Below are 13,575 nucleotides of genomic sequence, written 5' to 3' on the forward strand. Positions count from 1 at the left end.
CGCGGAGTCGCGCTCAGCCTGATTACTTGCTGCAGACCGGTAGCTCTCCGTCCGCGCAATTCGCGCGGGCCGGTTGGCCGCGGCCCGGCTCGGAGCTCGGCGGCACCCGTCTCGCACGCATCGAAGACCGGGGCGCTCTCTGCCACAACTCAGGCTGAGTCGTCGCGACGGATGCGACACGCCGCCGTGGTGGGGCTGACCCCCAGGTTCATCCTGAGTACGTGCTCGGAAGTGACGCGGCGGGCGGGGAGCGCGCACACGCACCTGCCATCCGCACCCCGTAGGGCCGGATGGCAGGTGCGAAGGTCTAGACGCCCAGCGTGCCGAGGTAGAGCTCGGTGACCTTGGGGTCGTTCAGCAGCTCGCGGCCCGTGCCGGTGTAGGCGTCGCGTCCCTGGTCGAGAACGTAGCCGCGGTCGCAGATCTGCAGGCAGCGGCGCGCGTTCTGCTCGACCATGATGCACGTCACCCCGGCTTTGTTGATCTCGGAGACGCGGATGAACGCTTCGTCCTGCCGCACGGGGGAGAGGCCCGCCGACGGCTCGTCGAGGAGCAGCACCTTCGGGTCCATCATCAGGGCGCGGCTCATCGCGACCATCTGCCGCTCGCCGCCCGAGAGCGAGCCGGCGCGCTGCTTTAGGCGCTTGCCGAGCTCGGCGAAGATGCCGGTGACGAACTCGAGTCGTTCCTTGTAGATCTTGGGGTTCTGATACAGCCCCATCTGCAGGTTCTCTTCGATCGTGAGACTGGGGAAGACGTTGTTCGTCTGGGGGATGAACCCCACGCCGCGACGCACCAGCTTGTCGGCCTTGAGCCCCGTGATCTCGTCGCCCTCCAGCGAGATGGTGCCGCCGCGGACGTTCACCTGCCCGAAAATGGCCTTCAGCAGCGTCGACTTGCCGGCGCCGTTCGGGCCGATGATGCCGATGAGTTCGCCCTGCTCGGCGACCAGCGAGCAGCCGTTGAGGATGTTCACGCCCGGCAGATATCCGGCGTGGACGTTGTCGACGACCACGACGGGCGTGGCGGTGGCGGTGGCGCTCATGCGCGGTTCCCTTCGTCTTCGGCTACGCCGTCTTCGACGAGGACCGTCGCATCGGCGTCGACGGATGCTTCGGCATCGGTGGTCGGGTCGACGTCGACGACGGCGACGCGGCCTGTGACGACCCCCAGGTCGAGGTCCTGGTGAGCGCCGAGGTAGGCATCGATCACGGCGGGATTCTTCATCACCGAGAGCGGATCTCCCTCCGCGACGATGCGGCCCTCCGCCATCACGACGACCCAGTCGGCGATGTGGCGCACCATGTGCATATCGTGCTCGACGAAGAGCACGGTCATGCCGAGATCCTTCAGGTCGAGGATGTGGTCGAGGAGCGACTGCGTCAGGGCGGGGTTCACACCGGCCATCGGCTCATCGAGCATCACCAGGGTCGGATCGGTCATGAGCGACCGGGCCATTTCGAGGAGCTTGCGCTGACCACCCGACAGGGACGCGGCGAAGTCGTCGGCCTTCGCGTCGAGCTTGAACTTGGCGAGGAGCTTCATGGCCCGCGCTTCGATCTCTTCGTCCTGCTTGCGCCAGATCGCGGGGATGAGCCCCTGCCAGAAGTTCTCGCCGCGCTGCTTGCGTGCGCCGAGCTTCATGTTGTCGATCACGGTGAGCAGCCCGAGTGCCTTCGTGAGCTGGAAGGTGCGCACGAGGCCCATCCGCGACACCCGGTAAGCGGGGATGCCCGAGAGCGACCTGCCCTCGAACGTCCACGACCCGCTGTTGGGCTTGTCGAAGCCGGTCAGGAGGTTGAAGAGGGTGGTCTTCCCCGCTCCGTTCGGGCCGATCAGGGCGGTGATCGCGCCGCGGGGGATTTCGAGGTGCTCGACGTCGACCGCTGTCACACCTCCGAACGATCGAGTGATGCCGTCGGCGACGATGATCGGGTCGACCTTCTTGACGCCGGGGACCGCCTCCCCGATGTGCAGGCCGGTGGCCTTCGCGCGCGGGGTGGGGGACGTCAGCGGGGCGGGCTCGAGTGGAGCGTCGCTGGGGGAGGCGCTACTTGACAAAGGTCAGCTCCTTCTTGTTGCCGAGGATTCCCTGCGGCATGAAGATCACGAGCAGCATGAGTGCCACACCCACGAGGATGAAGCGCACCGTTCCCGCCTGGATCTCCGACATGAACGGGAGGACGCCCGCGCTCACGAGAGCGGGGAGGACGTTGGAGAGGAAGGTCTGCAGCACCCAGAAGATCAGCGATCCCAGGAGGGGCCCGAAGACCGTCGCCGCTCCACCGAGGAGGAGCGCCGTCCAGACGAAGAAGGTCAGCGACGTGACGTAGACGCCGGGGCTGACCGCCGAGGGCAGCGCGTAGACGATGCCGCCGGCCGCCGCGAGGACGCCACCGAGAACGAGTGCCTGCAGCTTGTAGGAGAAGACGTTCTTTCCGAGCGAACGTACGGCGTCCTCGTCCTCGCGGATTCCCTTCAAGACGCGGCCCCAGGGGCTGCGGGTGACCATCCACACGACGAGTGCGGCGATCGCGAGGGTGACCAGACCCGTGATGCGTACCCACCAGTCGGTCTCGTTGTAGGTGAACGGACCGAAACCGTACGTGCCGGCCGGGATCGGGTTCGACGACCGGAAGCTCTCGTGGTAGCCGCTCAGGCCGTCCGCCGACCCGGTGACGTCTTCGAACGCCGTCGTCAGGAACAGCAGACGAACGACCTCCGCGGCGGCGATGGTGACGATCGCGAGATAGTCACCGCGCAGTCGCAGCGTGGGTATGCCGAGGATGAGGGCGAAAACGGCGGAGGCGACGAGCCCGATGAGGGCCGCGAGCCACCAGGGGAGTCCGAAGCTCAGTACCGAGATGGCGTACCCGTAGGCGCCGATCGCCATGAAGCCGGCGATGCCCATGTTGATGAGTCCGCCGTAGCCGAAGTGCACGGCCAGGCCGAGTGCCGCCAGCGCGTAGCCGAGGGTTGCCGGGCTGAGGATCGAGGATGCGGTGTTCGAGAGGATCTGGAGCCAGTCCATGATTCGCGCCTAACCTATTCTTTCGCGGCGGCCGAGGATGCCTTGCGGGCGGAACAGCAGGATCACGATGAGGACGACCAGCGCTGTGGCGTACTTCAGATCCGAGGGGACGCCGAACAGGGTCGAGACCTCGACGAGGAGGCCGACGATGATCGAACCGACGAGCGCGCCGAGTGCGGTGCCGAGCCCGCCGAGCGTGACGGCGGCGAACATGAGCAGCAGCACCTGCGCACCCATGTCCCACTTGATGCCCGGGCGGTAGTAGGCGTAGAGCACGCCGGCGAGGGCCGCAAGGCCTCCCGCCACCACCCACACGACTCGGACGACGTAGTCCACGTCGATGCCCGACGCCGAGGCGAGCGAGGGGTTGTCGGAGATGGCTCGAGTGGCCTTGCCGAGTCGCGAGAACGTGAGCCAGAGGGCGAACGCGACGATCACGACGATCGAGATGGCGATGGAGACCATGTCGATGACGCTCAGCTGCACGACGCCGAACAGCGGGATCTTCGGCTCGGAGGCATACGGCAGCTGGCTCGTGCCGCCGCCGATGAAGTACTGGAAGATGTAGCGCATCGCGAGCGAGAGACCGATGCTGACGATCATCAGCTGCACGGCTCCCACCCGCTTTCGCCGAAGAGGCCGCCAGAGGATCATGTCGAGGATGAGCCCCAACCCGCCGCCGAGGATGACGGCGAGGGGGAAGCCCAGCCACACGGGGAGCGCGAGCGTCGCCGGTCCCACGAGGAACAGGGCGATGACCGCACCGAAGGTGACCATCTCGCCGTGGGCGAAGTTCGAGATGCCGGTCGTACCGAAGACCAGGGACAGTCCGACCGCGGCCAGGGCGAGCATGAGGCCGAAGCTGAGACCCTGAACGACGCGCTGGACGAGCTGGTCGGCGAAACCGGTGACGCTGCGTTCTCCCTCGCCGATGAAGAAGTTGACGCTGACGCGACCGCCGGCTCCCACCTCCACTTCCTTGGCGTTCGGGGTGTCGTCTTCCGGGTCGACGACCGCGATGCCGTCGGGCAGGGTGGTCTCGTCGAGCGTGACGACGTATTCCTCGCCGCGCTCGGGAACACCGACACGCCACTGGCCCTCGGCGTCGGTCTCGACTTTCTGCTCACCGCCAGGACCGGTCACGACGAGGACGACGCCCTCCAAGGGTTCGCCGTCGAGTTGGACGTTGCCGCTGATGCGGTAAGGGTCGTCTTCGGCCGCGTGCGCCGGCGTCACGCCGGCGAAAAGCCCGAGCAGCGTCAGCATGAGTGCGATGACCGCTGGGATGACTCCCGCGCGAACTCGTGGTGGCGCGGTGGTGGTGGGTCTCACGGATCCTCCAGTCGGGGGCGCCGACATCGAGTCGCATCGGCGATGATGAAGACGTTACGAGCGTAATGTGTCGTCGGTGTTTCACAGCGAAACCCGAAGATCGCAGGAACGCTGAGGGGAATACTAGGTCGGTCACGGCCGTGTCGGGGTATTTCCGGGAATGAACTAGGGTTCCGCGCGATTAGAATCGGTGTCGGCGCGCGAGCAGCGCACCGGCCGTCGTCGTCCTTTCGAGCAACGCGCCGCGCGCGCAGGAGAACGAGAACCATGGAGCACAACGATCCCTTCGGCTTCGTAGGCCTCACCTACGACGACGTCCTCCTCCTTCCGGGGCACACGGATGTGATCCCGAGTGAGGCCGACACCTCCTCTCGTGTGTCACGGCGCATCACCGTCGCGACACCGCTGCTCTCGAGCGCGATGGACACCGTCACCGAGGCGCGTCTCGCGATCGCGATCGCGCGCGAGGGCGGGCTGGGCATCATCCACCGCAACCTGTCGATCGAAGACCAGGCAGCGCACGTCGACCGCGTCAAGCGCAGCGAGTCGGGGATGATCTCCGACCCGATCACGACCACCGCCGACGCGACGATCGAAGAGGTCAACGATCTCTGCGCGAAGTACCGCATCTCGGGTCTGCCCGTCGTCGACGACGACGGCCGGCTCGTCGGCATCGTCACCAACCGCGACATGCGCTTCGTCTCGGGCTTCGAGCGTCAGACGACACTCGTCAAAGACGTCATGACGACCGAGGGCCTCATCACCGGCCCCGTCGGCATCAGCGCGAACGAGGTCATCGCGACCTTCGCGAAGCACCGCGTGGAGAAGCTGCCGCTCGTCGACGACGACGGCAAGCTCGCCGGACTCATCACGATCAAAGACTTCGACAAGAGCGAGAAGTACCCCCTTGGCACGAAGGACGAGCACGGCCGCCTGCGCGTCGGTGCGGCGATCGGCTTCTTCGGCGACGCGTGGGAGCGCGCCGAGGCCCTCCGCGACGCGGGCGTCGATGCGTTGGTCGTCGACACCGCCAACGGCCAGTCGGCGGGCGTGATCGATCTGGTGCGCCGGCTGAAGGCCGACCCGACGTTCGACCACATCGACGTCATCGGCGGCAACGTCGCCACGCGCGAGGGCGCACAGGCGCTCGTCGACGCGGGCGTGGACGCCGTGAAGGTGGGCGTCGGCCCGGGCTCCATCTGCACCACCCGTGTGGTCGCCGGGGTCGGCGTTCCGCAGGTCACCGCCGTCTACGAAGCATCCCTCGCCGCTCGCGAGGCGGGTGTGCCCGTGATCGCCGACGGCGGTCTGCAGTACTCGGGCGACATCGCCAAGGCCCTCGTCGCCGGTGCCGACACCGTCATGCTGGGCTCGCTCCTCGCCGGAACCGACGAGTCGCCCGGCGAGATCGTCTTCCAGGGCGGGAAGCAGTTCAAGCAGTACCGCGGCATGGGCTCGCTCGGAGCGATGCAGACGCGCGGCAAGAAGACGTCGTACTCCAAGGACCGCTACTTCCAGGCCGACGTGCCCAGCGACGACAAGCTCATCCCCGAGGGCATCGAGGGGCAGGTCGCCTACCGCGGCCCGGTCGCCGCGGTCGCCTACCAGCTCGTCGGAGGTCTGCGTCAGTCGATGTTCTATGTCGGCGCCCGCACGATCGACGAGCTGAAGGCCAAGGGCAAGTTCGTGCGCATCACGGCGGCGGGTCTGAAGGAGTCGCACCCGCACGACGTGCAGATCGTCGTCGAGGCGCCGAACTACAAGAAGTAGCTGACGCTACGCTGTGCGGATGTTCGCACGGCGCTCGCACCCGGACGCGACCCAGTCGACGGGTCGTCTCGAGGCGTTCACCGACGGGGTGTTCGCCATCGCGGCGACCCTTCTCGTGCTCGATCTGACGTCGTACTCGATCGGGACGGTGTCGTCGGACGGAGACCTGCTCGCCGGCCTGCGCGACATGAGCGGGCTCTTCCTCAACTTCGTGCTGAGCTTCGTGCTGCTGTGCCTGCTGTGGATGACTCACACGCAGCAATTCGAGAACGTCGCCCGCGTCGACGGCGTGGTCGTGTGGCTCAACAACGCCCGGCTGCTCTTCATCGTGCTCATCCCGTTCGTGACCGGGCTCACGACGGAGTACTCCGCGTTCCTCATCGGACGTGTCGCGATGCCGGTGACGTTCTTCTTCGCCGTCATGATCAGCTGGCTGCAGTGGATGTGGGCCTGCCACCACAGAGAGCGGATGCTGCCGGGCCTCACCCGAGACCAGGCCACCGCGATCGGTCGGGCGGGGCTGAGCGCCGTGCTCATCTCGGTCGCCGTCATCGCGCTGTCGACCTACGCGGGGTCGATCGCTTTCGCGCTCTTCCTCCTCGATCCGGTCGTCACCCGAATGCTGCAACGCGGTCTTCCGCGCGACTCCGCCGCATCCTGACTTCTGCTCGAGACAGGCGAATCGGCCAAGACACGCGGCCTGGCGGTACGTCTCGCCCGGAAACGGTGTTTCGGCGGGGCCCGGGGGGATGTCAGGCCGCGCGGGTAGGCTGAGGGGGTGAGTATGGAGATCGATCTCGGCCGCGCCAAGCGCGCTCGCCGCGCCTACACGTTCGACGACATCGCGGTCGTGCCGTCACGGCGCACGCGCAACCCCGAAGACGTCTCGACGGCGTGGACGATCGATGCGTTCCAGTTCTCGATCCCCGTGCTCGGCGCACCGATGGACTCCGTCGTCAGCCCGCGCACCGCGATCATGCTGGGTCAGCTCGGTGGTCTCGGCGTGCTCGACCTCGAAGGGCTGTGGACGCGGTACGACGACCCCGAGCCGCTCCTGGCCGAGATCGCCTCGCTCGGCGACGGCGAGGCCACCCGCCGCATGCAGGAGCTCTACGCCGAACCCATCAAGCCCGAGCTCGTGCGCGACCGCCTCGCCGAGATCCGCGCCGCGGGCGTCACCGTCGCGGGCTCGCTCACCCCGCAGCGCACCCAGGACCTCTACGAGACCGTCGTGGCCGCGGGGGTCGATCTGTTCGTCATCCGCGGTACCACGGTGTCGGCCGAGCACGTGTCGTCGGTCGACCAGCCGCTGAACCTCAAGAAGTTCATCTACGACCTCGACGTGCCCGTCATCGTCGGCGGTGCGGCGACGTACACGGCCGCCCTGCACCTCATGCGTACGGGCGCCGCGGGCGTGCTGGTGGGATTCGGCGGTGGGGCGGCCTCGACGACGCGCGCCACTCTGGGGCTGCACGCGCCGATGGCGACCGCCGTCGCCGATGTCGCGGGTGCTCGTCGCGACTACCTCGACGAATCGGGCGGACGCTACGTGCACGTCATCGCCGACGGGGGAGTCGGCACCTCGGGCGATATCGTCAAGGCGCTCGCGATGGGCGCCGACGCCGTCATGCTCGGCGTCGCGCTCGCCCGTGCGACCGATGCGCCCGGGCACGGCTACCACTGGGGCCCTGAGGCGCACCACCCGCAGCTCCCGCGGGGGCGTCGTGTGCGGGTCTCGCAGGTCGGCCCTCTCGAGGAAGTGCTCTACGGGCCGGCGCCCGTGGCAGACGGCACCGCGAATCTCATCGGAGCGCTTCGCAAATCCATGGCGACCACGGGGTACTCCGACCTCAAGGAATTCCAGCGCGTGGAGGTCGTCGTCGCGCCCTACGGCCACTGATGACCGACCCGGCCCCGAGCGCACCCCGTGACGATGCAGCCGTGACCGCGTCGATGATCGACCCCGTCAAGGCCTACGCCCCCACGTTGCGCGAGGTGATGCTGCGGCCCCGGTGGATCGGCGTGCTCGCCGTCTGCCTCGTCGTGGCCGGTGTCTTCGCGTGGCTCGGTCAGTGGCAGCTCAGTCGGGCGATCGACACCTCGCCGCCCCCGCCGGGGTCGACCGAGGTCGTGCGTCCGATCGCCGATGTCGTCGCGCCGGGAGAGTACCTCGAGGAGCCCCTCGTGGGGCAGCGGGTCGACGTGTCGGGCACCTGGGTGCCCGACGACTTCATCGTCGTCTCCTCCCGCTTCAACGACGGCGTCGCGGGCTACTGGGTCACCGGTCAGCTCCGCGTCACCGATTCACCGTCGCCGGTCTCGCTGGCCGTCGCGGTGGGATGGACGAGCGACAAGGCGCAGGCGGAGTCCGCCGCATCCGCCCTCTCTGCCCAGGCCGCCGCGTCCCCGGCGCTCGCGGATCTGACGGGGCGCATCATCTCGGACGAGGGGGCCGCCGTCCCCGCCAAGACCGACCCGCAGGAGATCCCGAGGATGTCGCCCGCCGCTCTGCTCTCGCGGTGGCACGACACGGCCGGTCTCGAGGTCTACCGCCCCTACCTGACGGCGGCCGAGCCGCTGGGCGGACTCGAGGCCATCTCGTCGCCCGCGCCCGCCGAGGGTTCGAACGTCAACTGGCTCAACATCTTCTATGCGGCGGAGTGGGCCGTCTTCGCGGGATTCGCCTTCTACCTCTGGTACCGCCTGGCCCGCGACGCCTGGGAGAAGGAGATCGAAGACCTCGAGGATGCTGCCGGAGACGCCGCGGCGTGAGGGGCGCGCCGCCCGGTCGGGCGGTGGCGCTCCGGTTCAGGGCAGGTCGAGTCCCAGTCGGTGCAGATCGGCCGTCGTGATCCGCGAACCATCCGCGCCGAGGCGGTCGACCTCGTCGCGGAGGCCGCGGACCTCTTCGGTGAGGGCGCTGATGGCGGTCTGAGCGTGGTGGAGGGCGACCGCGAGCATCCGAACGGGATTCTCGTCGTCCTCGACATGGCCCACGACGGGCATCGCCACGGACTCCCCGTCCAGGGCGGTGGCGATGAGCGCCGAGTTCTGCTCGGCGAGATGCAGGTTGTCGGTCACGGTCTCTCCCAGAGGAAGGCTGCAGCGAGAATCCCACGTCGTGCCGAGCGTGGAGCTCGCGGCGAGCAGTCTGCGGGGTTCAGCCGGGGGCTGGGGCTTGCGGCGAGGCTACTCGCCTCCCGCCCCCTCCGCACGTGATCGCCGTGATCCATAGAAGAGTCCCAGTGGATGCGTCGTGGGCTCAGTCATGGGTGAACGGCGGGTGTCGCACCAGCGAACGACGAGGGCTCCACGCGGGGCGGTGAGACTGCCCCGAGAACAACAGTCTTCGATGCAGATGAATGTTCTCGGAACGGGCGCTTGATCTCACCGATCCGCCGCGGGCGGGCCCCCGCGCCCCGCCACAATCGGGGTGAACCCGCTACCCGAGCGGGCCGGCGCCCCCGTGCGCTCTTCTGCCGGTGTCGATCCGGCCCACTTGAGAGGTGTTCCGCGTGCCTCGATTCGCGCGTCCCGCAATGATCACGGCCGGCTGCCTGGCCGTCGTGATCGGACTGACCAGTTTCGGAGGCGGCGTCGCCGTCGCCGCCGGAGGAGGGCTCGCCCCGCCGGCCGTCGACCCCAAGACCGTCCACGCGCCCACCGCGGTGCCCGACCGGGTGATCCTGACCCCGACGGCGACCCCGACGACGAGCCAGTCGGTGACCTGGCGCACCTCCGACGCGGTCACCACGCCTCGCGTCGAATGGGCTCTGAGCGGGCCCAGCACGCCGAGCGGTGCGCAGTCCGTCGATGCGGCCTCGACCGTCCGGTACGACGCCGACCTCGGTTACCAGGTCGCGCACCACACCGCCACGATCGCAGGACTGACGGCGGATACGACCTACATCTACCGGGTGGGCGACGGCGAGACGTGGGGGGAGTGGCTGGAGTTCACCACCGCGAGCGACACCCCCGGCAACTTCAGCTTCCTCGTGCAGGGCGACGCGCAGAACGACAACAAGGCCTACACGTCGCGCACCTTCCGGGCCGCCTTCGAGGCCCGGCCTTACGCGCGGGCCGTGGTCCACGCCGGCGACCTCATCGACACCGACAACAGCGACGCCGAGTGGGGTGAGTGGCACGAGGCTGCGGCGTTCTCGAACCAGTACCTCAACGTGCTGGCCGCGACGGGCAACCACGAGTACTGGCCGTCCGCCGTGCTCTCGCGCAACTGGCGCGCGCAGTTCGAGTACCCGTTGAACGGGCCCGCGTCGCAGCCGACCCTGAGCGAGACCGTCTACTACGTCGACTACCAGGGCGTGCGGTTCATCACCCTCGACTCGACCCAGGCGGGTGTCGCCGCCGCGCGCGACGCGCAGACCGCGTGGCTCGACGGCGTGCTCGCCGACAACCCGAACCAGTGGACGGTCGTGACGTTCCACCACCCGATGTACTCGGTCACCAGCGGCCGTGACAACGCGGTGCTCCGCAACGCCTGGCAGCCGCTCTTCGAGAAGTACGACGTCGACCTGGTCGTGCAGGGTCACGACCACGCCTACGGTCGAGGCAACCTCGTCGCGAACGAGCAGAACCTGCCCGGGGGTGCTGATCCCGCCACGAGCCACACGGGTCCGGTCTACCTCGTGAGCGTGGCCGGGCCGAAGATGTACATCCCCGACCCGGCGGGCGCGAACAACTGGACCGCGAACGGTGCGAACCTGCGTGTGGTCGGCCGCGATGTGCAGCTGTTCCAGACGGTCGACGTGACCTCGGACGGACGCATGCACGTCGAGGCGCGCACGGTCGACGGCGCTCTGTTCGATGCCTTCACGATCAAAAAGGATGCTGCGGGCGCCAAGCTCGTGACCACCGACGACACCGCCTGGACGGGCGGGCCCGGGTCGACCCGCGACGGCGTCGCTGCCCCCGGCACCCCTGACCCGGAACCGACGCCCGAGCCCACCCCGACGCCGACGAGCACGCCGGAGCCGACTGCGACGCCGGAGCCGACGAGCACGCCGGAGCCGACTGCGACGCCGGAGCCGACGAGCACGCCTGAGCCGACTGCGACCCCGGAGCCGACGAGCACGCCGGAGCCGACCTCGACGCCGGAGCCGACCAGCACGCCCGAGCCCACCTCGACACCGGAGCCGACCACGGTTCCGACGCCGACGAGTCAGCCCACCACGACGCCGACCCCCGCGCCCACCCCGGGCAGCGGTGGCACCGCGACGGCGATGATGATCGGCGACAGCGTGGTGGCGCCGGGCGGTTCGCTCTCCGTGTCGGGCACCGGCTTCACGCCGGGTGAGCGCGTCGCCATCGAGCTGCACTCGGCGCCGGTCACGCTCGCGCTGAGCACCGCCGACGCGAGCGGCGCGATCGCCGCAGAGGTGACCATCCCGGCGGGCACCGAGCCCGGCGAGCACACGATCGTGTTGACCGGTCTCGACTCCGGCCGCACCGCCAGCGCGGCGATCACCGTCACGCAGGCGTCGACCGGCGCCGCCGCAACCCTCCCCGCCACCGGCGCCGCGCTGCCCGTCAGCCTCATGGTCCTCGGTGGCGCACTCGCCATCGGCGGCGGGGTTATCGTCAGCCGCTCCGTCCTCCGCAACCGAAAGGCCTCCTGATCATGGCTCGCTTCCGCACAGCCGGCCGCGTCCTGGCCGCCGGCGTCGCCTTCGGCGTCATCGCTGCGAGCGGCGTGCTCGTCGCCACGGCGCCCGCATCCGCAGCATCCGTCCCCGCGGCGGAGCGCTACGCGCCGCACATCGTGCCCGACCGCATCACCCTGCTCCCCGGGGCCGACCCCACGACGCAACAGGTCGTGTCGTGGCGATCGTCGACCGGGGTGCGCCAGGGCGTCGTCGAGTACCGCACGATGACCGCCGAGCCCTACCCGGGCGGGATCGTGTCGCTCGACGCGCAGCAGCGGGTCGAGCAGGTGACGAAGTTCGGCTACACGAACGTCGTGCATACGGCCACCCTTTCCGGCCTGCGCCCGGGTGTCACCTACATGTACCGCGTCGGCGACGGCACGAACTTCAGCGAGTGGCAGGACTTCGACACCTCCGCCGCCGACGACGCCGACACGTTCTCGTTCCTCTACTTCGGGGACGTGCAGAACGGCATCCTCAGCGACGCCTCCCGCGTCGTCCGCAACGCCTTCCGCGACCGGCCCAATGCCGACCTCGTGCTCCAGATCGGCGACCTCGTGAACGACGCGGAGGCCGACGATCAGTGGGGCGAGCTGTACGAGGCGTTCTCGTACGGTCTCGGCACGCAGGAGTTGCTCACGACACCGGGCAACCACGAGTACGAGGGGCGCCTGTCACCGCAGTGGGACAGCATGTACACCTACCCCGACAACGGTCCGCAGGGCGAGGGGTCGATCTACGACGAGCTCGACGGCACGGTCTACTACACCGACCACGAGGGCGTGCGCTTCATCTCCCTCAACAGCAACGTCTCCTCGACCGAGGGGCTGAAGGTGCAGGGCGACTGGCTGCAGAAGGTGCTCGATGAGAGCACCCAGCAGTGGACCGTCGTGTACTTCCACCACCCCGTGTACTCGCTCGACGAGGGGCGCAACAACCTCGGTATCCGCCAGCAGTGGGGACCGATCCTCGAGCGCAACAACGTCGACCTCGTGCTCAACGGTCATGACCACGCGTACGGTCGGGGCAATCTGCTCGCGAACGAGAAGAACCTGCCCGCGGGCGCGGACCCCGAGCTGAGCTCGACCGGTCCCGTGTACGTCACCTCGAGCGTCGGATCGAAGTTCTACAACGCAGGTCCCCGTCACTGGAACGAGAACGAAGGACACCTCCGGCGTCTCGAGGCCGGTCTGCAGACGTACCAGATGATCGACGTCAGCGGCGGAACGATGCGCTTCGAGTCGCGCACGGCCGACGGCGCCTTCTTCGACGGATTCACGATCACGAAGAGCGGTGACACCAAGCTCGTCGTCGACGGCGTCGAGCCGCAGGTCATCGACCCCGGTACCCCCTCGCCGTGCCTCGGTTGCGAGAACCCGAACCCGACAGACCCCACGGATCCGACCGATCCCGAGGTGCCCGTGGGCGAGTTCGACTACGAGCAGACCGCCCAACTCGACGCGGTCATGCCGAACGGCACGGCGGGTGCTTCCTCCACGGCCGCCCTCCCCGCGGGCGTGGCGTACGACCAGAAGCGCGACGTGCTCTACCTGGGCGACCAGAACGGGCGCAAGATCTTCGAGATCGACCCCGACACCGACGCGGTGCTCCGCGAGATGACTCTGCCCGAGAACATCCGCGATCTGGGCATCGACGAGGAGAACAAGCTGCTGTACGTGGGTCAGCAGAACAAGAACTGGGTCGTCGTCTCGATCGCCGATGAGACGTTCGGGCAGGTCGTGCGGGGTCCGTATCCGATCATCGAGTCGCAGCGCTCGA

General features: G+C 68.5%; 11 protein-coding genes. 6 read left to right on the top strand and 5 right to left on the bottom strand.

The window, feature by feature from the left end; all coding sequences use genetic code 11:
• Nucleotides 1-307: 307 nt before the first annotated feature.
• Genes DEA06_RS14225 through DEA06_RS14240 form a run of 4 tightly spaced genes read right to left on the bottom strand, consistent with a single transcriptional unit; the run spans nt 308 to nt 4,297 of the window.
• Nucleotides 308-1,045, bottom strand: a complete 738-nt coding sequence (locus tag DEA06_RS14225; RefSeq protein WP_116648663.1) for an ABC transporter ATP-binding protein — start codon at nt 1,043-1,045, stop codon at nt 308-310.
• Nucleotides 1,042-2,013: an ABC transporter ATP-binding protein gene (locus DEA06_RS14230; protein ID WP_116648684.1), complete on the bottom strand. Its 972-nt coding sequence runs from the start codon at nt 2,011-2,013 to the stop codon at nt 1,042-1,044. Before DEA06_RS14230 ends, DEA06_RS14225 begins: the two co-directional genes overlap by 4 nt.
• A gap of 37 nt (nt 2,014-2,050) precedes the next feature.
• Nucleotides 2,051-3,031, bottom strand: coding sequence for a branched-chain amino acid ABC transporter permease (locus DEA06_RS14235; protein ID WP_116648664.1), 981 nt, complete (start codon nt 3,029-3,031; stop codon nt 2,051-2,053).
• A gap of 9 nt (nt 3,032-3,040) precedes the next feature.
• Nucleotides 3,041-4,297, bottom strand: a complete 1,257-nt coding sequence (locus DEA06_RS14240) for a branched-chain amino acid ABC transporter permease (protein ID WP_116648665.1) — start codon at nt 4,295-4,297, stop codon at nt 3,041-3,043.
• 333 nt (nt 4,298-4,630) lie between these two features.
• Between DEA06_RS14240 and guaB the strand changes: the two genes are divergently transcribed.
• The 4 genes from guaB (at nt 4,631) to DEA06_RS14260 (ending at nt 8,905) form a co-directional block, all read left to right on the top strand.
• Nucleotides 4,631-6,133 carry an IMP dehydrogenase gene (gene guaB, locus DEA06_RS14245; RefSeq protein WP_116648666.1) on the top strand — a complete coding sequence of 501 codons (1,503 nt, stop codon included), beginning with the start codon at nt 4,631-4,633 and terminating at the stop codon, nt 6,131-6,133.
• Between the two features lie 19 nt (nt 6,134-6,152).
• A complete protein-coding gene (locus DEA06_RS14250; RefSeq protein ID WP_116648667.1) occupies nt 6,153-6,794 on the top strand; it encodes a TMEM175 family protein in 642 nt (213 codons plus the stop codon).
• Nucleotides 6,795-6,917: 123 nt separating this feature from the next.
• A complete protein-coding gene (locus DEA06_RS14255) occupies nt 6,918-8,033 on the top strand; it encodes a GuaB3 family IMP dehydrogenase-related protein (RefSeq protein WP_116648668.1) in 1,116 nt (371 codons plus the stop codon).
• A 98-nt stretch (nt 8,034-8,131) separates the two neighbouring features.
• Nucleotides 8,132-8,905 carry an SURF1 family cytochrome oxidase biogenesis protein gene (locus DEA06_RS14260; protein ID WP_116648685.1) on the top strand — a complete coding sequence of 258 codons (774 nt, stop codon included), beginning with the start codon at nt 8,132-8,134 and terminating at the stop codon, nt 8,903-8,905.
• Nucleotides 8,906-8,941: 36 nt separating this feature from the next.
• Here DEA06_RS14260 and DEA06_RS14265 read toward each other — a convergent pair whose 3' ends face one another.
• Entirely contained in the window at nt 8,942-9,214 is a 273-nt protein-coding gene (locus tag DEA06_RS14265; RefSeq protein WP_116648669.1) for a hypothetical protein, read from the bottom strand.
• 434 nt (nt 9,215-9,648) lie between these two features.
• On the opposite strand from DEA06_RS14265, the gene DEA06_RS14270 reads away from it, so the two are divergent.
• Both DEA06_RS14270 and DEA06_RS14275 read left to right on the top strand, forming a co-directional pair.
• Nucleotides 9,649-11,769 (top strand): fibronectin type III domain-containing protein, encoded by a 2,121-nt coding sequence (locus DEA06_RS14270; RefSeq protein WP_133241785.1) that lies wholly within the window; start codon nt 9,649-9,651, stop codon nt 11,767-11,769.
• 2 nt (nt 11,770-11,771) lie between these two features.
• A partial coding sequence (locus DEA06_RS14275; protein WP_133241786.1) for a metallophosphoesterase family protein occupies nt 11,772-13,575 on the top strand: 1,804 nt, incomplete at its 3' end.

It is taken from the genome of Microbacterium sp. Gd 4-13, from assembly GCF_003095395.1.
Taxonomy (GTDB): domain Bacteria; phylum Actinomycetota; class Actinomycetes; order Actinomycetales; family Microbacteriaceae; genus Microbacterium.

Bases quoted from the DNA above. Each gene is read 5' to 3' on its own strand.
- DEA06_RS14225 (WP_116648663.1), bottom strand. From the start codon at position 1,045: ATGAGCGCCACCGCCACCGCCACGCCCGTCGTGGTCGTCGACAACGTC.
- DEA06_RS14235 (WP_116648664.1), bottom strand. From the start codon at position 3,031: ATGGACTGGCTCCAGATCCTCTCGAACACCGCATCCTCGATCCTCAGC.
- DEA06_RS14240 (WP_116648665.1), bottom strand. From the start codon at position 4,297: ATGCTGACGCTGCTCGGGCTTTTCGCCGGCGTGACGCCGGCGCACGCG.
- guaB (WP_116648666.1), top strand. From the start codon at position 4,631: ATGGAGCACAACGATCCCTTCGGCTTCGTAGGCCTCACCTACGACGAC.
- DEA06_RS14250 (WP_116648667.1), top strand. From the start codon at position 6,153: ATGTTCGCACGGCGCTCGCACCCGGACGCGACCCAGTCGACGGGTCGT.
- DEA06_RS14255 (WP_116648668.1), top strand. From the start codon at position 6,918: ATGGAGATCGATCTCGGCCGCGCCAAGCGCGCTCGCCGCGCCTACACG.
- DEA06_RS14260 (WP_116648685.1), top strand. From the start codon at position 8,132: ATGCTGCGGCCCCGGTGGATCGGCGTGCTCGCCGTCTGCCTCGTCGTG.